The following is a 21,426-nucleotide window of genomic DNA, read 5'->3' as shown; positions in this document are numbered from 1 at the left end:
TAATCTATAAAGTAGAATTACGATCAATGGAGGTGAATTTTATGCCACAAATCAAATCAGCTATTAAGCGTGTTAAGACTCAAGATGCTGCTAGAAAGCGCAATGCTGCTCAAATGAACAAGTTAAGAACTGCCGTTAAGAAGTTCAAGACTGCTCAAGCTGCTGGTGCTGATAACGCCTCCGAATTACATGTAGCTGCTGCTCGTGCTATTGACAAGGCAGCTTCAAAAGGACTTATTCACAAGAATAAAGCTAGCCGTGATAAGAGCCGTTTAGCTAAACTTGCAAAATAATAATTTGATTAAATGATAATCAAAAAGACAGAAGTGAAAATCATTTCTGTCTTTTTATTTACCAAAATTTATACGTAATTAGACATTAAGAATAAAGAGCTTCAAAAAATTATCGGCTCGATATTGACCGTTTTTATACTTATAATCCAGCTTAATTGCTTGCTCTAATAACTGTGCTACTTTTTCTTTTGCTAACTTATTTTTTAGCGCCAACTTAACACGATAAGGATGAACACCAAGTTTTCTTACAATTTCAGCTTCACTTCTCCCTCTAGCTTTAAGTATTTTAACTATCAAAATCATTTCTAATTGATTTTCAAAAACCGCAAGTATTTGAATTGGATTATTTCCGTTTTGAAGTTGATTATTTAACCGCGCAATAGCTTCTTGGTAGTTTTGGGCTAAAGCTGAATCTAAAATTGCAAAAATATTTTGTGCTAGTGATAAATCAACATTCTTTTCAACTATTTCAGTAGTGATATTCCTGTCAACAGCTACCATCTTCAGCTTATTATAATTACTTAAAACTATATCTAAAACTTGGTCACTGCGTTCAAGCAACAATGTTGCAGCAGAATTTGTAATATGATAGCCCTCGGTCGTTATAATTGCTTTAATTACTTTATTCAGATCATAAGGCCGAACTTGAGTCTCAACAACGTTAAAATTTTGCGTGACGGACTTCGTTATTTTTTTGCGCCGATCTAATTTTTCATAAGAGGCGACAATAACTATGACATCTTCAAGTTTTGCAGTATTTACAAAAATATTTTGCAGCTGGGTGATCTGCTTTTGATATTTTTTGGAAACCTTTGACGTTAAGAAAAAAGGGTTCTTAATTGTTATTACTTTTTTCTGGCTAAAAAGACTTGATTCAGTAAGATCAGCAATTAATTCGTCTAGCCCCTCTGCTTCGCAATCAACGGATACTTTTTCATAGTCTGCGAAAATCTCATCATGTATATACGAGCTAGTAAGATATTCATTTAAAAAACTATCATTTCCATTAATTAAAGTATGCAAAATTTTTTTATTTGAGTTTTTAAATAAAGAAAGTAATGTCATTTTTTAATCACCGGCAAAAATCTTTTAAATTTGGGTTTTATTAAAACACCATAGTTCCAAGTTATCATACCACAGTCCTGAGTCGAAGCCCATGGAATATGTTGGCTTCGAAGAGTAGCAATAGTTTCTGGATGAGGGTGCCCAAAGCGATTCTTGCGGCCAGCAGAAATAAAGACTCTTTCTGGTTGCAAAGCTTGCAAAAATTCTTTATTGGAAGCGGTTCGACTTCCATGATGTCCTAACTTAAAATAATCAGCATGTAAATGATAACGGCTCAATATTTCCAGTTCCCCTTTTTGGCCCAGGTCTCCAGTAAAAAGCCAGCTTTTGTTTGCTAATTTAAATAATAACGAAAGTGAATCTTCATTTTTACCAATACCTGGCTTAAAGGGATATACAACTTTAAAGGAAATTGGTGGCTCATTTATTGTTTCACCGGCTAACAGCTGTACAATCTGCCCTTTTTGAATTCGACCTGTTATTCTTTTGCAAAATGAAGGATTTCTGATCAATCCCTCCGCCATATACAATTTCTTTACTCGTATTTGACTCAAAAGTGGCCTTAAGTCCCCTACGTGATCGGCATCCTGATGGCTGATAAAAATTCCGTCAATTTTATTTATTCCCTGTGCTTTCAAAAAAGGCACGGTGATTTTATTAATCTGCGGGGTTATTTTTTTACCGTTAAAATTTAACTTTCCACCAACGTCAATGAGATAAACACGCCTAAAAATGGGCGTAGATATTAAGATACTATCTCCCTGTCCTACATCAATAAAAGTTACTTGACCTTTGAGGGGAAAATGAATCGTTAAGAAGATTAATCCATACATAATGAACGCAAGCTTAAAAAGATGTCTGATCAGTTTTTGACTTTTAGACTTTTCATTTATTAACATTAACAATATAGCAGTTAACAGTAATAAAAACAGACATTGCCACCAATTAATTTTTCCAAATGTTAAAAGACCAATTTTACTATTAGAAACCTTCGCAATTACTTTCTCACCTTGTTCGAGTATCTTTTCAAGGAAATAACTACATCGGGGACTAATGTTAAAAATAATTAAATTAAAAAAAGTCAAGGGCATAACAACCCAGTTAAAATATGGTACCACTAACAAATTAAAAAAGACCGTTAGCAGATTAAACTGAAAGAAATGAAATAAAAGTAGTGGCAATAACAAATTGTTTAAAGCCCAGGACTGTCTAAACTTAGTCAGGCTTTTAGTCATTTCAAGGCCCAAGGCTAAAGTATAACTTAAAAGAGCTCCAGTATTCATTATAAGCCGAGGATTGACAGCCAAGTGCAAAACAGCCGTTAATCCTAGCAGATCTGCCTTATTAATTTTTAGCTTATGCAACGAAAAAATTTGCCCCAAGATATAGGTTAAACTCGCTCTAATAAATCCAGCTTGACCATTACTTAGAAAAATACCGACTAATAAGATCAACAAACAAAAAATGAAAGTTTCTTTTTCAGTTAATTTACAGTAATAGCACATTGTGCTTATTACTAGCGTGTAAATACCAACATGCAAACCAGAAATGCTTAAGATATGAATGACACCGAGGTCACGATAATTACTGAGTATGGCCTGAAACTTCTGGTCAGGGCTTTCTCCCAATATAAGTTCATTACTAAAAAAAGACAAAATCGGTGGAAACTTTTGCAAAAATTTCTTTAACTGAAAACGCCAGTAATGCAGGTAATTTGCTAATCCTCCTTTCTTAATTTGGATCTTAAAACTAGTTAAATTAACTTGCTGAGTAATCTTTTTACTGCGGTAATATTTTTGCTGGTCAAATTCTCCATAATTCGAAGCTGGTTCAATTGGGTTAACCTCACCAGACAAATCATGTAATATAACTTTATAGCCATAATTTAATTGCTTTAGCTGACTTGAACTCAATTTGCCAGAAACTAAAATCTTACTTCCAGCCGTCTGCCCTTCAACCGTAAACCAGTCATCGGAAATCTTCATTTTGTCTGGAAAAAAGGTAATAGCTGTATTGGGTTTAAGTGCAAAATTAGTTTTACTCATGTCAGAGTGAAACCCAAGAATAGTTGCCAAAAGAATAATAAGAATTTGCCATTTTAAAGAATTAAATTTACATAAAAGTAAAAAAACTAAATAAAGAGCTATTAAAAAGCAAGTAAATTTTTGCACAAAGGTATAACATTGATATTTCAAAAAACTTAAATTAACTAGTAATAAGGCCAGTAGCAGAAAAAAACCAGGTCGCAAAATATCAAATTTCCAATTGGTCTTTAAGTGCAGCAAAAGTCTTTTCTCCAATTCCTGATACCTGCATCAAATCTTCAATAGATTTAAATTCTCCGCTTTTTTGACGGTAAGCAATAATTTGCTGAGCCTTTTTCTCACCAATACCATTTAGTTGTTGCAGTTGACTTACGTTTGCAGTATTAATATTCACCTTGTTACCGGCATTAGTTTGGTCACTTGCTCCCGCAGATACAGAAGGAGAACCATTGGCAGAAACCGACTCAACAACTTGCTCTGCTTTGATTTTTTCACCTTTGTATGGAATGTGAATTTTGTCTTGATCTTTCAATATCAATGCTCGATTAACATTCTTTAGTTGCGCATTGTTCTTAATTCCCCCTGCGGCCGCAATTAAATCGTTTAAACGTGCTCCACTTTTTAAAGTATAGACGCCTTGGTGATTAATCGCGCCTGATATGTCACAGGTCACATCTTTAGGCTTAGTTACAGCTACTTTTTTGGTAACAGATTCAGTATTTGACAACTGTTTGCTTGAATCACTGCCGGTTTTATTTTTATTTTGCACAGTGTTCTCATTTTTATAATCAAATTCGTCAAAAGTGTCATTTGAGTTTGGCCTTTTAGACCAAACTACTAGAACAATGACTAAAAGAACCATTCCAATCAAAAAATATTGTTTGTGTTCCTCAATAAGAGCTTTAATTTTTTCCCAGTTCATCTTTTCAACTCCCATTTATAAGTACGCAAAAAAAGCCCAAAAACTTGGGCTTTTAGTATTTAATGATAATTTCGTTGTAAATAATGGAGAGCATCATCAAAAGTACGAACAGGAACAATTTTCATTCTAGTTCCAATTTGCTTAGCTGTTTTTTTAGCTAATAAATAATTGCTGGTGACTTTTTTCATTCCTGCAGTATCAGTTGGGGCAAAAAATACTTCAGCACCAGCCTTGTCAGCAGCTACTACTTTTTTATCTACACCGCCAATCATGCCAACTTTGCCAGTAGGACTGATAGTTCCAGTCCCAGCTATTTTATGTCCTGGAGCTAAGTGTTTACCTGAAAAGACTTCGTAACTGGTTAAGGTAAACATTAAACCAGCTGAAGGACCGCCAATTGCGCCAGCATTAATCGTTACTTGAGGATTGGTTTCTACCTGTAAATGTTCGACCAATTGAATGCCAATACCTGGCTTCCCAGTTCCTGCAACTTTAACGATTTTGCCTTTAAAATCTATTCTTTTCTGTTCACGCAAAGCATTAATCACAACTTCAGAGCCAATCTTTTTCTTTTGAAAGTAATTGATCATTTCTTCAGTAGAGCGAAATTTATGACCATTCGCACCTAACACGGTATCTCCTATTTGCAACTTATTTCTAAAACTGGAACCCTTTTGCAACTGCATCACATATACGCCTTTATAATGCAGTTTAGGCTTAAGGCCTGCCTTTTTAGCCGCACAATAAAGTGCATTTTGCTGACTTGTTTGCATATACCAATTTTGTAGTTCCTGATACTGACTGTTACTTGAATTACCCAGTAATTCAGACTTGGGAATGCGACTGGCATATTTTTGCGTATAACTAAAAAGATATTCCCAGACAGATGCCGGCTGGCTAGTTTCACTAACTGTAACAAGATAGAAATTATTGGGAGCCTTAGCCTTACTTTTCACAAATTGTCCTACTGGCACTGCGCTTCCCGGCATTTCAATATAATAATTTGTCGGCCAGTTCAACCCAATAAAAACCAGAAAAATAGTTAGAATAAAAAGCAGCCATTTTCGTGTCTTACTATTTTTTTTAGCATGTTTTTCTACTGTATTCATAAAAATTTTTCCTTTAAAGCCTTTGCAGCCTCGCTGGGCAAGAAACTATTAAAATCACCATTAAATTGGGCAATTTCTTTAATAATACTAGAGGCAACATAACTATTTTCCGGTTTAGTAAAAAGCAAGACTGTACTAATATCATTTGCCATTTTTCTATTCATTTCTGCAATCTGTTGTTCAAATAAAAAATCTGTCGTGTTTCTGACCCCGCGCACAATGGCATTTGCGTGTAAATCTCGTGCTACCTTAACTGTCAGCTGATCAGGCTTTAGCAGGACTTCAACATTTGGCAAGTTTTTAACAGCAGCCTGACATAATTTTTGCCTTTCTTTATCTTTAAAAAGATATTTTTTGGCCGTATTAACCATTACTACAACATAAACTTGATCAAAAATTGCAGCTGCCTGCTCAATAACATCAACATGTCCATTAGTAACAGGATCAAAACTGCCCGGAAAAATTGCTACACTCATTATTTTTTATTCCTTTCGATAAAAACGGATAATAGTTTTACCCAGGTGCTTTTCTTTAATAAGCTCAAAACCCGCAACTGCTGCTAAATCAGTCCGATCATCTGTTTCAGCTACTATTATTGCTCCATGATGTAGCAAAGCTAAATCACGCATTTTTGCCATATCAGACGCAATTTTTTGCTTAGCATATGGTGGATCCAAAAAAACTAAGTCAAATTTCTGTTGCTCTTCAGCCAATTTACTCAAGGCGGCTTTACTGGACATTTTATATACAGAGAAAAGGTTTGGCTCTTTGGTCAAGGCAACATTTTTGCGAATAATTGCTACGGCCTGGTAATTAATGTCTATTATCACAGCATGCTGACAACCCCGCGAAACGGCTTCTATTGCTAAAGCACCACTTCCACCATATAGATCAAGAACTTCACCACCAGAAAAAGATTGACCTAATGAATTAAACAGTGACTCTTTAACTTTATCACTAGTCGGTCTTGTCTTTTGACTCTTTAAAGTAAATAAATTTCTTTTAGCATATTTTCCAGAAATAATTCTCATAATAGTTGTTCTGTATTTTCCTGACGTTCTTGTAACTTTCTTTCAGCATCTGCTGCTAAAGCCGTAATTTGTTTTTCAATATGATCACTTGAAAGATCTATTTGATCCCATTTTGATTTTTCAACCCTGTCGACAAAATCAAGTGCATTCAGATTCCGCATAACTTGCTCGATCTCATTTTGATTTACATATAAAATACAATAACCTAATTTTTTAGAAAAATATACTATATCACCATAATGCCTTAGCTTATATTGATTGCTGACTGAATTTAAATAAACAATAATGCTCAGTCTTTGGCTAATATTTTTATTGGTTAAGTCTTGCTTGATGCTCATTTAAAACTTCCTTCTTTTTCAATTCGTTCATTTGCTGATATATTCAGTACAATCCCAATAGCAGCCGATAAGATAATTAAAGAAGAGCCACCATAAGAGATAAAAGGTAACGTGACCCCGGTTATAGGCAATAGACCAAGCACGGCCCCTACATTAAACAGAGTTTGAATAAAGATAATTGTAGTAACTCCAAAACATACCAGAGCATTAAATTGAGAACTGGCATGGATACCAACTTCCATGATACTCCATATCAGATAAAACATAAGACTTATTACGACTAAAGCACCAATAACGCCAATTTCTTCCGCAATTATGGCTAAAATAAAGTCTGTGTACGGTTCCGGAAGATATCCCCGTTTTTGCATGCTATTGCCCAATCCTACCCCGAGCAAACCACCATTATGAATAGCATAATACGAATTAACTAGCTGCGCACCACCCTTTTGCTCAAGTTCAAAAGGGTGCAGAAAAGACATAAAACGGTGATACTGATACTTATTTTGTAAGAAAGCAGGATTCAATTTGATAACCAGGAAGATAAACAAATATATTCCAACTGCAATACCAATTAAGCATAATACTGCATTTTTAGCAGGAACACCAGAAACAGAAAACATGATAATCACAATCATGGCTAAAATAGCAGTACCGCCAAAATCCGGTTCAAGTATAACCAAAAACATCATAAAAGCAGCTAAGATTGCTGGCCTATACAAATTATGAATAATTTGGCCTTTTTTAAAAGCTCCATCATGACGGTCTAAAAAATATGCTAAATAAATTATCAGCGAGAGTTTGGCAATTTCTAATGGTTGAATCTTTATTATCTTTAAATCAATCCAGCCAACAGAACCATTTACAGCTGCGGCAGATCCCTTAAAAATTTTCAAGAGAATTAGGTAAATGAGCAGCAAAAAACTAAGACCTAAAAACCAGATAACAAATTTGCGACTCTTAAAAATTTCTAGTTTTAAGAAAAAGCACAGAGCACAGCAGACAAAAACGGCAAAGACGGCATACAGAGCCTGGCGAATACCATATATTGCCGGGTTAAAGCCATTAACTAATAATATGTCCGAACTAGCCGAATAAACCATTACTATTCCAAAAACGACTAAGAGAATATAAGGTATGAAAATATTGTAATTTAAATGGTGAAGTTTTTGCCGCACTAGCCGACCTCTCCTTCTGTAACTTAATCTACCTTTATTATAAGCATTATAAAACAAAAAGAGCACCACTTCATTAGTGAGTGCCCTTCTAAAACATTTATTTATTTTTTATTACGTTTCTTATCAGCTTTTTGTCTTTCTGAAGTATTGAGAATTTTCTTTCTTAATCTAATTGAATCAGGAGTTACTTCACAGTATTCATCATCATTTAAAAATTCAATAGCCTCTTCTAGAGTTAAGGTCTTAGGAGTTCTGATTGCAGCGGCATGGTCTTTACCGGCAGCACGAGTGTTTGTTAAGTTCTTACCTTTAATAACGTTGACCGCAATATCACGATCACGAGAAGATTGGCCAACAATCATCCCTTCATAAACTTCTACTCCAGCACCAATAAATAATTCACCACGTTGTTCAACAGTTTGTAGAGAATATGTAGTTGATTTGCCCTGGCTAATTGACACCAAAGCACCATTTTGCCGGCCCGGTTCCCAATTTTTGACAACTGGCTTATATGAATCAAAACTGTGGTTCATAATGCCGTAGCCACCGGTTTGGGACATAAATTCATTATTGTAACCAATTAAGCCACGAGAAGGAACCAAAAAGTCTAAGCGGGTTTGATTATTGCCAGTTGAAGTCATATTCTTCATCTCACCTTTTCTTTGTGAAAGAGAATCAATGACAGAGCCAACATATTCATCAGGAGTATCAACCTGGACAGCTTCAAATGGTTCACACATTTTGCCGTCAATTTCACGATAAATTACCTTTGGTCTTGATAATTGTAATTCAAAGCCTTCCCGTCGCATTTCTTCAACTAAAATTGAAAGGTGCAATTCACCACGACCAGAAACAGTCCAGGCGTTTAATTGATCAGTCGGCTCAACTCTTAATGACACATCGGTACGTGTTTGCTTTATTAGTCGATCCTCTAACTTCTTAGGCGTAACTTTATCACCTTCACGACCAGAAAATGGTGAGTCGTTGGCAACAAAATCCATTTGCAAAGTTGGCGGATCTATTTTAAGAAGTGGCAATGCTTCCGGATTTTCGGCAGAAGCAATAGTCTCACCAACAAAAATATCGTTAATACCGCTAATGGCAATGATATCCCCTGCTTTAGCTTCAGTAATTTCATTACGCTTCAAACCGAAGAAACCAAATAATTTGGTAACCCTAAAGTTTTGGGTGGAACCGTCACGCTTCATCACAGTGATATTATCGCCAACTTTAACTTTACCGCGATAAATACGGCCAACGCCAATTCGACCAACATAATCATCCCAGTCAAGCATTGTAATTTGGAACTGCAGAGGCTCATCAGCATTGTCAACAGGCGCAGGAATAGCCTTAATAATAGTGTCAAAAATAGGATTCATCGTTTCTTCCTGCTTAGCAGGATCTGGATCATAGGATGAGGTACCATTCAAGGCAGATGCATATACTACTGGAAAATCAAGTTGTTCATCGTTAGCGCCAAGTTCAATAAATAATTCCAAAACTTCGTCAAGAACTTCTTTGGGACGAGCACCTGGACGATCAATTTTATTGATAACAACAATGGGCTTAACTCCAGCCTCTAATGCCTTTTTTAGTACGAAACGAGTTTGCGGCATAGTTCCTTCGTAAGCATCAACCAGCAATAAAGCACCATCGACCATATGCATGATTCGTTCAACTTCACCACCAAAATCGGCATGCCCTGGAGTATCCAAAATATTGATGGTAGTGTCACCATACTTAACCGCTGTATTTTTAGATAAAATAGTAATACCACGTTCACGCTCAATATCGTTGGAGTCCATTGCCCGATCTTCCAGAGCCATATGTTCAGGGAGAGTGTCGGATTGCTTCAATAATTGATTAACCAAGGTAGTTTTACCATGGTCAACGTGCGCTATGATAGCTATATTTCTAATATCGTTTCTTCTTTTTTCTGACAAAAGTATTCCTCCTCCACTCCTCAATAAAAAAACTGTGACGTGGTCACAGTTTCGGCGGCACGTCAAAAACATGCTGATCGAAGTGTTTCATATCTGTATATTTACGCTCATTGATTTTACCACCTAACTGTTTAAGGGTCAACGTTTATCCCTCTTTTTCAAATTAAAAATTTAGTATAGAATAAAAAGCAGACAAATTAGTTTATTTTATGTTACAAATATAACTATAAACTTTTATGAAAGAGTGAATGTAATTGATTTTAATGAAAGATATTACCCGAGATGGAAATCCGGTATTACGCAAGGTAGCCAAACCACTAACTTTTCCTTTAAGCGAACATTATCAAAATTTAGCAAAAGAAATGATGGAATATCTGATTAACTCTCAAGATCCTAAAATTGCAAAAAAGCACCAATTACGTGCTGGCGTTGGTTTAGCCGCACCTCAGGTTGGTGAGAGCGTCCAGATGGCCTCATTATTAGTACCAAATGATAAAAATGAAATAGTTTTCAAGGAAACTTTTGTTAACCCGGAAATTTTGTCCGAATCTGTCAGACAAGCTTGTTTAAGTGAAGGTGAAGGTTGTCTAAGCGTTGACAAAGTAATTGATGGTTACGTGCCCCGTCCTGATAAATTGAAAATACATTATTACACTGTTTTAGGTGAAGAAAAAACAATTCGTCTAAAGGATTATCCTGCAATCGTAGCTTCACATGAAATTGAACATCTGCGAGGCCACCTTTTTTACGACCGCATCAATAAGCAAGACCCCTTTAAATTAGATGAAGATACAGTGGTCATCTATTAATTTTTCACAGATATTCATGTCGTCAGCTGTCGTTTTGACGGCTTTTTTAATAAAGCTCGCAAAACTTGATTCTATACTTGTTTTTGCATGTATGGTAGAATTTTACTAGCTATTGGAAGCTTTAATGCTGTCCAAAATTAGAACGTTTTATTAACTGAATAAGGAGAATACAAATATGATCTACAAAGTTTTGTATCAAAAAGACAAGGTTGTCAATCCTAGACGAGAAACAACCAAGACTCTTTACCTTGAGGCAGAAAATTTGGTCGCCGCAAGGACTATGGTTGAGGAAAATACCCCCTATAATATTGAACTCATCCAAGAATTAGCCGGTAATTCACTGACTTATGAAAAGGAGCATGCCGATTTTAAGCTAACTTCTTTTGAGAGTAAGAAGTAATATCTGTGCGAATAAAAAATAATGAAGTAGCCGTCGTTGCAATCGGGGGGTTGCACGAGATAGGCAAGAATATGTACTGTGTACAGTACCAAGACGAAATTATTATTATGGATTGCGGAATTAAATTCCCTGAAGATGATCTTCTTGGTATTAATTACGTCATTTCTGACTATTCATATTTAGTTAAAAATCGTAAAAAGATTAAAGCACTTGTTGTTAGCCACGGACACGAAGATCACATTGGCGGAATACCATTTCTGCTTGAAAAGATTCCGGAAATTCCCGTATATGCCACACCATTTGCCTTAGCTTTAATTAAGGGCAAGCTTGAAGAACACGGCATTTTGCGAACAACAGAATTACACGAAGAGCACGAGGACACTGTTCTTAAATTCAAGAAACTAACGGTTACTTTTTTCAGAACCACTCACTCTATTCCGGATACCTTAGGCATAGCTGTTCATACCCCATTAGGTGCGGTCGTGTTTACAGGAGACTTCAAATTTGATTTAACACCGGTAATGAACCAACCTGCTCCGGATTTTCAAAAGATGGCTAAATTAGGTAACGAGGGAGTTTTAGTTCTATTATCCGATTCAACTAACGCTGAAGTCACCCAATTTACTAAGTCCGAGCGTTTTGTGGCTAAATCGCTGCATGACATTATTACGGGAATCCACGGTCGCATAATCTTTGCTACCTTCGCCTCTAATCTTTACCGCGTATCGACTGCTATCCAGGCAGCAATAGATACTGGACGTAAAGTTGCCATTTTTGGACGCAGTATGGAAAACGGTGTGCAAAATGGCATTGATTTAGGCTATTTGAACGTTCCTGATGGTCTGATTGTAGATGCTAATGAAATAAATCACACACCAGCTGAACAAGTGATGATTTTATGTACCGGCTCACAAGGTGAACCTTTAGCTGCTCTTTCCAGAATAGCAAATGGAACCCACAGACAAATTAGTTTACAGCCCGGCGATACAGTGATCTTTTCTTCAAACCCAATACCTGGCAACACATTAAGCGTTAATCATTTGATTAACAAGTTAATGGAAGGCGGCGCCAGCGTGGTTCATGGCCGAATTAATAATGTCCATACTTCAGGACACGGTGGTCAAGAAGAATTAAAGATGATGGTTCGCCTAACAAAACCTAAGTACATGATTCCTGTTCATGGTGAATACCGCATGCAGGTCATTCATACCGAACTGGCACAAGCAGCAGGAGTTCCGGCCGCAAATACATTTGTTTTGGAAAATGGTGAAGTCATTTGCTTTGGACCAGAAGGCTCCCGCATAGCTGGCCATATTCCAGCTGGCGATGTCTATGTTGATACCTCTGGCACAGCCGATGTAGGCAATGTTGTCGTTCATGATCGGCAAGTCTTATCTGAAGATGGATTGGTAGTTGTGGTTGCAACAGTTGATTACAAGCACAAACGCGTTTTAGCTGGTCCCGATGTTTTGAGTCGTGGTTTTGTTTATATGCGTGAATCTACTGAATTAATCAATCAGGCGCAAAAGCATATTTATCACATTATAAAGTCCGAAATGGACAAAACTGAACATCCTAAAGACAGTGTAATTCGCAATGCCATTATTGCTAACCTTTCTGATTTTCTATATTCTAAGACAAAAAGACGGCCGATGATTTTACCAATGTTAGTTGAGAAAAAATAACGAAAAGCCCTTTTTAAGGGCTTTTTATGTAATGAATGAAATTTTATGGATAACAAATTAAAAATACATCTTTTGGTTAATGAAGTAGCTGGTAACGGGCGTGCCAAAAAAGCACTCAAGAAAACCACAGCTTTATTAATCAATGAAAACATTAACTTTGACTTGCGAAAAAGCACTTATGCCGGGGAGGCTATTTACATTGCACAAGAATATGGTGACCAAAAGCACTCGCCTACGGAAATTTTGTTGGTAATCGGTGGTGATGGTTCTCTTAATGAGGTGCTAAATGGAATTAAAAGATCCCAAAATCCGAAAACTCCTATTGCCTACCTACCTGCAGGAACAGGTAATGACTTTGCGCGTGCTGCTAGTTTAACGAATGATCCGAAAGTTCTTATAGATCATTTGCAACAAGAATTTAAACCAGAGCGGATAGATTGCGGGACTTTTATTTTTCCTGATATTGCCCCTAATAAGAAGTATTATTTTGCCAATAGCTTTGGCATCGGCTTTGACGCATTTGTCAACCATAATAGTAATATTTCAAAATTGAAAAAGGTTCTGAATCATCTTAGTGAAGGTAAATTAATTTACGGCTGTAATGTTTTAGCAACTGTTACCAAGCAAGATACTTTTATTGTCGATATTGAAAAAAATGGTCAAAAATTCCATTTTGACGATGCTTTCATGGTTACCACAACTAATCATCCTTATTTAGGCGGAGGTCTTCCCCTTTTACCCAGTGCTAGAATTGACAGCCATAAAATATACACCGTGGTCGTTGAAAAATTTAGCTTAGCCAAATTGATTAAACTATTTATCAACCTCCTAAAAGATGGCTCACATGTCAATGACCCTCAATTTCATTATTTTGAAACTAATAAAGTTAAGGTAACAACAATAAAAAAAGAATATGCCCAAGTAGATGGGGAAGAAATTAAACGTAATATTTTTAACATTAATTTTTCTGTTTCAAGTTTTAATCTTTTACGCTGAAAAAATTAGTTTTGCCAAAACTTGCAAAAACAAAAAATACCGCGCATTTGCTATGCTCGGTATTTTGTTTTTGACTACATTTGCCTTAATTAAGATATACACTTTTTAATATCAGTCTTTTTTGCACGTTAGTTTTTTAATTTTTTACAATTTTATACTTATAACAATTAAAACTCATATGATCAAGCAACTGACTTAAACTACGCTTTTTAAAGTGTTTATCTGAGCTTAAAATCGAATAACGACCTCCTTCGTCGACTAAATTATTTTGAGTTAGTTTGAAGCCATTATGTTTGTAAAATAATAATCTGTTGCTCCTTTGAGAGTAGTTTTTTGCTGTTTTAATAACTAGTTCAATGTCCAAAACAATTTCCTGACCTGGATGGTTTCTTTTCATTAGATTTAAAATCTCACTACCATAGCCCTTGCCACGCCAGATTGGATCAACTGCCAAATACCCAATATAAATGATTTGTTTCGCATAAGTCCAGAAAATTAAACCTATAAAATTTTCTTGGTCATAAACGGCCTGAAAATTTACTCTTTTTTGCAGACCCATTGCAAGCAAGCCACTAATTGGAAACCGCTCTCTTTTTGGAAATGCACTTAAATATAATTTTTTTACTTTAAAATAATTTTTTGTTCCCCATTTAACATTTTTAAACGTTAAAATAAATATCACCTTTCTCTAACTTAAAATGCGTCAAATGAACCGTTTTTGCGCTCTTTTTTAATACAATAATTGAAAATCAATATACCAAACAAGAACCAAATTACATTTACCACTATCAATAACATCAGTTTCGACGATGAAACTCCATGACCAAGAAATATTTGCCGCACTATTTCGATGCCACCGACATAGGGAATGATCTCCTGAAACGCATTATATACTGGTAAATAAACATTTGACAACATGAGCAATAAAGCCTGCAAAATAGTAGCCCACTGACCCATTCTTTTAAATCTAATAGAACCAGAGGCAAAAATCATTCCGATGCCAAACATTCCTAAGTTGGAAATTAAGGAAAAAGCAAACGTCAATAATATAGCTTTTAATAATTCCGCTACTGTAAACATTGAAAAAAACGAGGCTACAATGCCTATAATTAAAAGATAAATCCAAACAAATAAGTTTTCTGCCAAAGTTTGAATAAAGTATAGAACCCACAAGGGAAAAACGGATTGCGTTTCACTCTCAAGCAGACCAGTTCGCTCATCAGTCTCCACCCCATTACTGCATCCACCCAATGAGGCAATACCAATACTCCAAAACAAAAAGCCAACAATAGTAAATAAAACCCCTTTTTTGGTACCATAGGCCTGGCCCAATTCGGCAGGCTTGGTGAAAAGGATAACAACTAAAAAAGCTCCGGCATATAAAACAAGCGAACTGATAGCAGAATTAACATAGCGCATTTGCAGTTTTAGCTCTAAATATAATTGTACCCAAAAAATATTAAATAGCTTTTTGATTTTTTTCATTTTGCTTCCTACTTTCGCTTATAAATTTCACGGTATTCAGAAATTAGGTCATCTTCAGCCATTTTATGTTCAATATTTTGCTCTATTTGGCCATCTCTTAAGAAGAGATAATGATCAACAACTCCAGAGAGCATCTGAGTGTCATGCGATGAAATAAAAATAATATTGCCATTCTTATTTTTTAAATCAAGAATAAAAGAGGCTAAATCCTCTTGAGCAGCTATGTCCAAACCATTTGATGGTTCATCCAAGAGTAAAACTTCTGTTCCCATTGCAGCTCCCACCAAGATAGCAGCTTTTTTCTTTAAGCCAGTGGACAAGTTCTGAAAAAAAGTATTAAGCTCATTTGAAAAATTAAAATCTTGCGCCATTTTACGAATGTTATTTTCAGTTCTTTTAGTACTAATTCCTTTAAGTGAGGAAAAGTACATTCCGTTTTCAAGGGTATTTAGTCTGTACATAAGACCCCTTTCTCCGGAGGCAACAAAACTTGTGTGCAAGCGGGCCCACTTAAAATAGGATCCTTTCGTTTGATCATTCCTGATCGTGCCCTCAGTTGGTTCTAGTACTCCTGCAAGTAGTCTTAACATGGTTGACTTGCCCACACCATTAGGCCCTACCAAACCAATTACTGTAGGTTCCAAAGGGATTTTAATGTTAATATCATGTAAAACCGGCTTTTTACCATAATTTTTCTTTACCTGATCAAAAACTATTGTCATAGACTTTGCTCCCCCCCAGATTAAAATAAAATAATATTACTAATTTAATCATTATATTTTAAAAAAAGCAATAAAAATTGTATTTGAAAAAATTTTTAATTAAGATATGAAATATTTACTTGGAGTTGCGCTAAACGCATAATGGTGTCGATTAAATTTTCTCTGTCAGCTTTAGCACTGATAACGCCATTTTGGAGATTAAAATTAAACTCTGAGGCTATCGCTATATCACCAATAGTTGCTATTAAATCAACGTCACTTGCACTAGGATCAAGCTTAAAAAGTGAACGGCCATCATCACTGACAATAAACTTTTCTTTTGCAGTTCTTTCTACAAAACAATAAACTGACTCATTAAAAGAATCTCGATAAATTGTTTCAACTTCCAGGGTATTTTGATCCAGCAGTAAAACATGAGTATGATTATTAACCCATATTTGTAAAGCATCATTAAACTCATTCAAATCAGCATTTTTTCCTATCATAGCGAATTTTTACCCCGCTCTTGTTACTAACTTGACATCTTGCATCCCAATCATAGGATCTATCTGCCCTGAGTATATCAATTCAGGTGTCAAAATATAATTCGTTTTCTCAGGACTTATTTCTTCAGAATTTGATACAACGTCTTGGTCGCTTTTAGCTGGAATCTGCTTCTTAGTTTCCTTGGGCTCAACTTTTAACGTCGCTTGTAATTTACTAGTTAAGCCAGTCTTGCGATCGTTACCAGAAGTATTCAAAGCCATTTCATAAGCACGGGGGTCACCAATTAAAACCAAATTTTTTTCTGCACGAGTAACAGCAGTATATAACAAATTACGTTTGAGCATGACATAATTTTGCATAGTCAGACTAAGGATAACTAAAGGAAATTCAGAACCCTGGGCTTTATGAATAGTAATTGCATATGCTCTGGTTAAATCGAAAAGATCCTTTTTGCTAAAAGTAATTTCCCTATCATCGAAGTCAGCAACCATACACTTTTGCGAATTCTCGTTATCAATTGCTAAAATTTTGCCGATTTGACCGTTATAAATATCTTTTTCCGGATTATTTTGCAGCTGTAGAATGCGATCACCAATACGAAAAATCTCGTCATGCACTTCCAGAATTTTACTGTTTGGCTTAGCTGGATTCATAATTTCCTGAATTACATCATTCAAATTATTTACTCCGCCATCGCCCTGATACATAGCCCCCAAGACTTGGATATCATCGGGATTAAAACCTTTTGCCAAAGCTCGCTCAACAATTTGACTAACTACGTGAGCGACTTCATGAGGTGGACAAGAAATGAAGGAATAGTTGCTGGTTTTTTGAAATAATTCTTGGACATTTTTACCCATATTAATGTCATGAGCAAGTGTGATAATGCTGGAATCATCACCTTGACGGTGGATTTGCTTGAGAATTGTAGTGGGAAAAGCTTGCGATTTAATCAAATCAGCAAACACATTTCCTGCACCAACAGAAGGCAGTTGATCTTTATCTCCTACGAAAACAATATGTTTAGTCTCATTAATGCTATAAACCAACTGTTTAAACAAAAACATATCTACCATTGACATTTCATCAATGATTAAAATCTCACCATTTAATTCGTTCAAATCAGTTGCATCATTTTCTCCAATTCCCAATCCTAATAAGCGATGGATTGTTTTAGCGGTAATACCAGTGATTTCTTCCATTCTTTTTGCAGCACGACCTGTGGGTGCTGCCAGCAAAAAAGGCGGATCCGTACTATACAAGGATGAAGCAGGTATTTTAGCTAAATCACGCAATGCTAACAGTATACCGTTAATGATAGTTGTTTTTCCTGTTCCTGGGCCTCCCGTCAAAATTGAAATGGGATTAGTTAAAGCATTTTTAATAGCAGCTTTTTGGGTTTCATCATAAGTTATTTCTAACTTTACTTCAGCCTGCGCTATAGCGTGGTTTAATTCCTTCTCACTATAATTCGAACTCTTGTGGTTTTTTTCCACCAAATTTTTCATTGCATTGGCAATATCAGTTTCAGTTTCATAAATTTCCTGCAGCGCTGCATTTTCCCCTATTACCACCACTTTACCTTGATGCTGGAGATTATTAACGCAATCAGCTATGACATCAAATTGATCAACTTGAAGCAATTTACCAGCCTCTGTTAGCAACTGTTCCAGTTTAATGTATGTATTACCTTCTTTAGCAACTTCATCAAGCAAAATCTGAAAAATAGCGCCATTAACTCTTTTAGGATCTGCAGAACCAATTCCTAGTTTACTACCTATTCGGTCTGCACTTTTAAATGCATAACCCGTAACTTCAGCAATAGAAGCATATGGGTCTTCTTCCAATTTGCTTAAAGTGTCACCATGATAAAGCTGGTAAAGTCTGCCAGCTACTTTTTTATTTAGACCAAATTGCGCCAATTTTAGTACAGTTTCAGAATAAGAATCCATTGAACTGACACCATTTAGCAGACTGTCTTTTTGCTTTTTGGTTAATGACAAAGTCGCTACTTTTTCAGGTTTTTCTTTTAAAATTGTTAATGCATCTATTCCCAAATCTGAAATTATTGCACTGGCTGCCTTTTTACCGATTCCTGGAAATTTACTTGAACTTAAGTAACTGATTAAACTGCCTTTTTCATGTGGTAACGCCAGTTTATAGTTATCAGAGCGAAATTGCAGGCCAAACTTATTATGAACAATTAACCTACCTGAAAAGCTATAAGTTGCGCCAACTTGAACGTCACCAAAATTACCGGTAACCTTAATTTCATCACGATCGTATTTTTCGAGTTTACCAATTATGGTGACATCAAGTATCTTATATAGATCCTGGTCATTTTCAAAAACTATTCTGTTAATTTTGCCGGTAAAAGTTGTCATTTTTTCTTTCTCGCATTAGTTATTAATTTTAGTGCAGAAGCATACTGTTGCTCTTCATGTGCAAAAACTTTGGGATCCTGTTTTTTGGATTTAGCAAAATACTTTTCTGCTTTGCGGCGGTTTTGAGTCAAACTTGTGATTCCAAGCATGAAATTTACTTTTGCCGTCCTTTGCTCTTTCCTGATTTTTTTATAACTTGACTCTGCCTCATTGATTTCACCAAGACTGAGCCAAATATCTCCTATCAATTCCCACACCTTGGCATCTTGTCGTTTAATGGTTAAAGCATAAGCAAGTGCTTTTTGCCTTTGTCCTATTTTGAAAAAAACGAGAGCCTTTTGGTATAAAACTAGATCATCGTTGGGAATCTGATTAAGTAAATTTATGGCCTTTTTAAATTCACCTTGCAGGTAATAGCATACTGCCAGATCATAATTTAAATCCTGAGGATGAGTAACCAGATTTTTAGCCTTTTCTAATAACTCCGTAGCTTGATCGCTGCTACCCTGTTTTATTAAATAGGTTGCCAATTTTAAATAGTTTTCACTATTATCTGGCTTTTCATCAATCTGCGTAATTAATTCGTGTATCTTTTTTTGGACAATATCGGAATTACCTGTTGATTTTCTTTTCTCTATCATAATGAATCTGAATCCACCATTTTTCTACCTAAAAATCCTGTTTCGTTCCAAACTAAAGCGTTAAAAGTCTTGCCTTTATCTTTTGTTTCTAAAATCGTCAGACTGGTATTGCTTAAGCCACCGTTGTGTCTGATATCTGACAACGGATAGCCTAATAAACCGCCCATAATTGCTCCTAAGGCCGCTCCGTGACTTACAGCAATTACTTTATCATCTGCCTTACATTTCAGCGCAATATCATGACCAAAGCTTTGTCCGCGAGCAATGACTTCAGAATAATTTTCTCCACCTATACTGTGACCGTCATATTTTTCGGGATGATCCCATATGTCAGTTACTTGCTTGGGATACTGGGCTTGAGCTTCGGTGAAAGTAAGGCCTTCCATTGCTCCTAAATCGAATTCGCGCAGACGATCATCTACTTTAATTGCAGATGGACAGCTCAATGTTTTTATTAAACCCTCCGCTGTAGCCTTAGCTCTTTTCAATGGACTAGAATATATTCCGGCAAATTTAGTGCCAGCTAAAAAACTGCCTAATTTTTGAATATCAATTAAGCTTTGGGGTAAAAGTGGTGAATCACCGTGAGCTCCTTGAAAACGTCTTTGTAAATTCCATTCTGTTTTCCCATGTCTGACAAAATAAATTTGCATTCATTAATTACTCTTTTCTATAGCTGTTGCTTTCTAGTTTATCATTTAATTAGTTTAAAAGAAAAACGAACACAAATAAAAAGGAAAATGCATGACACATTTTCCTAACTCATTTGTATTAGACTAATTGTAGTTGCTGCTCATTCTGGTAGGCGCAGTCGATATTACCGCCGCCTAAACACTCTTCACCTTGATAAAGAACCAGTGCTTGTCCAGGAGTGACAGCGCGAGCCGGCTCATCAAAGTAAACTTTGGCCCTGTTTGCTGCAGCATCATAAGAAACTGTCACGCCGACATCAGGTTGACGATAACGGAACTTGGCACTGCAATGAATTGTAAAATCATGCTTGGGCTGTCCAGTAAAAAATGACATGTCACTAGCTTCTAATTCAGTGGCATAAAGTAGCTTGCTGTCATAGCCCTGCTCCACAATCAATTGATTTTTTTGCAAGTCTTTGCCGACAACAAACCAAGGAGCCGTAGATTCTTTAGTTGAACCTAGACCTAAACCGGATCTCTGGCCGATTGTATAATACATTAGACCGGCATGATGACCAACTACTCTGCCATCTGGCGTAATCATTTCACCAGACTGAGCAGGTAAAAATTCACTCAAAAACTTACGAAAGTTTCTTTCCCCAATAAAACAAATACCGGTGGAATCCTTCTTTTTGGCTGTAGCTAAACCATTTTCTATTGCAATTTCCCGGACTTGCGGCTTTGTTAAGTTGGCTAATGGGAAAATAACACGGCTAATTTGCTTTTGACTTAACTGACTTAAAAAATAAGTTTGATCCTTATTACCATCTTTAGGACGCATCATGTGCGTGATACCATTTTTATCAGTTATAGTTTTTGCATAATGTCCCATTGCAATATAATCGGCATCCAGATTAAACGCAAACTCTAAAAAAGATTTAAATTTAATCTGACTATTGCACATTACATCAGGATTTGGTGTACGCCCTTTTTTATATTCATTTAAGAAATACTCAAAAACGCGCTGCCAATATTCTTTTTCGAAATTGATTGAATAATAAGGAATGCCAATTTGATCAGCAACTTTTTTAACATCTTCATAGTCGTCAGTAGCTGTACAAACACCAGAATCATCGGTATCATCCCAGTTTTTCATAAAGACACCAATTACGTCATATCCTTGCTTTTTCAACAGAAGGGCGGAAACTGAAGAGTCGACCCCTCCACTCATTCCTACAACTACTCTCTTGTTTTTCTTTACCAAA

Annotated in this window: 22 protein-coding genes; 5 read left to right on the top strand and 17 right to left on the bottom strand. The window is 36.0% G+C overall.

What is annotated here, in order from left to right; all coding sequences use genetic code 11:
- Nucleotides 1–41: 41 nt before the first annotated feature.
- Complete coding sequence (gene rpsT / locus Q0R51_RS04725; RefSeq protein ID WP_046324775.1) at nucleotides 42–293, top strand: 30S ribosomal protein S20; 252 nt, start codon at nucleotides 42–44, stop codon at nucleotides 291–293.
- A gap of 78 nt (nucleotides 294–371) precedes the next feature.
- Here rpsT and holA read toward each other — a convergent pair whose 3' ends face one another.
- The 9 genes from holA to typA all read right to left on the bottom strand — a co-directional run bounded on the left by holA (nucleotide 372) and on the right by typA (nucleotide 9,921).
- Complete coding sequence (gene holA / locus Q0R51_RS04720; RefSeq protein ID WP_294757084.1) at nucleotides 372–1,358, bottom strand: DNA polymerase III subunit delta; 987 nt, start codon at nucleotides 1,356–1,358, stop codon at nucleotides 372–374.
- The gene (locus Q0R51_RS04715; protein WP_294757083.1) at nucleotides 1,355–3,403 is read right to left on the bottom strand and encodes a DNA internalization-related competence protein ComEC/Rec2; all 2,049 of its coding nucleotides are present in this window, start codon (nucleotides 3,401–3,403) and stop codon (nucleotides 1,355–1,357) included. Before Q0R51_RS04715 ends, holA begins: the two co-directional genes overlap by 4 nt.
- A 208-nt stretch (nucleotides 3,404–3,611) precedes the next feature.
- Complete coding sequence (locus tag Q0R51_RS04710) at nucleotides 3,612–4,325, bottom strand: helix-hairpin-helix domain-containing protein (protein ID WP_294757081.1); 714 nt, start codon at nucleotides 4,323–4,325, stop codon at nucleotides 3,612–3,614.
- Between the two features lie 59 nt (nucleotides 4,326–4,384).
- Entirely contained in the window at nucleotides 4,385–5,434 is a 1,050-nt protein-coding gene (locus Q0R51_RS04705) for a SepM family pheromone-processing serine protease (protein WP_294757079.1), read from the bottom strand.
- Nucleotides 5,431–5,910, bottom strand: coding sequence for a pantetheine-phosphate adenylyltransferase (gene coaD, locus Q0R51_RS04700; RefSeq protein WP_294605271.1), 480 nt, complete (start codon nucleotides 5,908–5,910; stop codon nucleotides 5,431–5,433). Before coaD ends, Q0R51_RS04705 begins: the two co-directional genes overlap by 4 nt.
- 6 nt (nucleotides 5,911–5,916) lie before the next feature.
- The gene (gene rsmD, locus Q0R51_RS04695; RefSeq protein WP_294757077.1) at nucleotides 5,917–6,465 is read right to left on the bottom strand and encodes a 16S rRNA (guanine(966)-N(2))-methyltransferase RsmD; all 549 of its coding nucleotides are present in this window, start codon (nucleotides 6,463–6,465) and stop codon (nucleotides 5,917–5,919) included.
- Entirely contained in the window at nucleotides 6,462–6,803 is a 342-nt protein-coding gene (locus tag Q0R51_RS04690; protein WP_198202439.1) for a YlbG family protein, read from the bottom strand. The genes rsmD and Q0R51_RS04690 overlap by 4 nt, the downstream gene beginning before the upstream one ends.
- Complete coding sequence (locus tag Q0R51_RS04685; protein WP_294757075.1) at nucleotides 6,800–7,978, bottom strand: FtsW/RodA/SpoVE family cell cycle protein; 1,179 nt, start codon at nucleotides 7,976–7,978, stop codon at nucleotides 6,800–6,802. Before Q0R51_RS04685 ends, Q0R51_RS04690 begins: the two co-directional genes overlap by 4 nt.
- A gap of 101 nt (nucleotides 7,979–8,079) precedes the next feature.
- The gene (gene typA, locus Q0R51_RS04680; protein WP_122037540.1) at nucleotides 8,080–9,921 is read right to left on the bottom strand and encodes a translational GTPase TypA; all 1,842 of its coding nucleotides are present in this window, start codon (nucleotides 9,919–9,921) and stop codon (nucleotides 8,080–8,082) included.
- Nucleotides 9,922–10,175: 254 nt separating this feature from the next.
- Here typA and def point away from each other — a divergent pair, with 254 nt between their 5' ends.
- The 4 genes from def to Q0R51_RS04660 all read left to right on the top strand — a co-directional run bounded on the left by def (nucleotide 10,176) and on the right by Q0R51_RS04660 (nucleotide 13,811).
- The gene (def, locus tag Q0R51_RS04675; RefSeq protein WP_122026002.1) at nucleotides 10,176–10,730 is read left to right on the top strand and encodes a peptide deformylase; all 555 of its coding nucleotides are present in this window, start codon (nucleotides 10,176–10,178) and stop codon (nucleotides 10,728–10,730) included.
- 175 nt (nucleotides 10,731–10,905) lie between these two features.
- Nucleotides 10,906–11,130, top strand: a complete 225-nt coding sequence (locus Q0R51_RS04670; protein WP_046324764.1) for a DNA-dependent RNA polymerase subunit epsilon — start codon at nucleotides 10,906–10,908, stop codon at nucleotides 11,128–11,130.
- A 5-nt stretch (nucleotides 11,131–11,135) separates the two neighbouring features.
- Nucleotides 11,136–12,815, top strand: coding sequence for a ribonuclease J1 (locus Q0R51_RS04665; protein WP_294757070.1), 1,680 nt, complete (start codon nucleotides 11,136–11,138; stop codon nucleotides 12,813–12,815).
- Between the two features lie 45 nt (nucleotides 12,816–12,860).
- Nucleotides 12,861–13,811, top strand: a complete 951-nt coding sequence (locus tag Q0R51_RS04660) for a diacylglycerol kinase family protein (protein WP_122026001.1) — start codon at nucleotides 12,861–12,863, stop codon at nucleotides 13,809–13,811.
- 136 nt (nucleotides 13,812–13,947) lie between these two features.
- Here Q0R51_RS04660 and Q0R51_RS04655 read toward each other — a convergent pair whose 3' ends face one another.
- The 8 genes from Q0R51_RS04655 to mnmA all read right to left on the bottom strand — a co-directional run bounded on the left by Q0R51_RS04655 (nucleotide 13,948) and on the right by mnmA (nucleotide 21,425).
- Complete coding sequence (locus Q0R51_RS04655) at nucleotides 13,948–14,493, bottom strand: GNAT family N-acetyltransferase (protein WP_294757069.1); 546 nt, start codon at nucleotides 14,491–14,493, stop codon at nucleotides 13,948–13,950.
- 11 nt (nucleotides 14,494–14,504) lie between these two features.
- Nucleotides 14,505–15,296 (bottom strand): ABC transporter permease, encoded by a 792-nt coding sequence (locus tag Q0R51_RS04650; RefSeq protein WP_294757067.1) that lies wholly within the window; start codon nucleotides 15,294–15,296, stop codon nucleotides 14,505–14,507.
- An 8-nt stretch (nucleotides 15,297–15,304) separates the two neighbouring features.
- A complete protein-coding gene (locus Q0R51_RS04645) occupies nucleotides 15,305–16,018 on the bottom strand; it encodes an ABC transporter ATP-binding protein (RefSeq protein ID WP_294757065.1) in 714 nt (237 codons plus the stop codon).
- Between the two features lie 95 nt (nucleotides 16,019–16,113).
- Nucleotides 16,114–16,503, bottom strand: coding sequence for a DUF1828 domain-containing protein (locus tag Q0R51_RS04640; protein ID WP_294757064.1), 390 nt, complete (start codon nucleotides 16,501–16,503; stop codon nucleotides 16,114–16,116).
- Nucleotides 16,504–16,512: 9 nt separating this feature from the next.
- Nucleotides 16,513–18,888, bottom strand: a complete 2,376-nt coding sequence (locus tag Q0R51_RS04635) for an ATP-dependent RecD-like DNA helicase (protein ID WP_294757063.1) — start codon at nucleotides 18,886–18,888, stop codon at nucleotides 16,513–16,515.
- A complete protein-coding gene (locus tag Q0R51_RS04630; protein ID WP_294757062.1) occupies nucleotides 18,885–19,529 on the bottom strand; it encodes a tetratricopeptide repeat protein in 645 nt (214 codons plus the stop codon). The genes Q0R51_RS04635 and Q0R51_RS04630 overlap by 4 nt, the downstream gene beginning before the upstream one ends.
- Nucleotides 19,526–20,182: a histidine phosphatase family protein gene (locus tag Q0R51_RS04625; RefSeq protein WP_294757061.1), complete on the bottom strand. Its 657-nt coding sequence runs from the start codon at nucleotides 20,180–20,182 to the stop codon at nucleotides 19,526–19,528. Before Q0R51_RS04625 ends, Q0R51_RS04630 begins: the two co-directional genes overlap by 4 nt.
- Before the next feature lie 118 nt (nucleotides 20,183–20,300).
- Entirely contained in the window at nucleotides 20,301–21,425 is a 1,125-nt protein-coding gene (gene mnmA / locus Q0R51_RS04620; RefSeq protein WP_294757060.1) for a tRNA 2-thiouridine(34) synthase MnmA, read from the bottom strand.
- Nucleotide 21,426 lies beyond the last annotated feature (1 nt).

Source organism: uncultured Lactobacillus sp. (assembly GCF_946477725.1).
Lineage (GTDB): Bacteria > Bacillota > Bacilli > Lactobacillales > Lactobacillaceae > Lactobacillus.
This window is presented reverse-complemented; position numbering and strand designations above follow the sequence as displayed.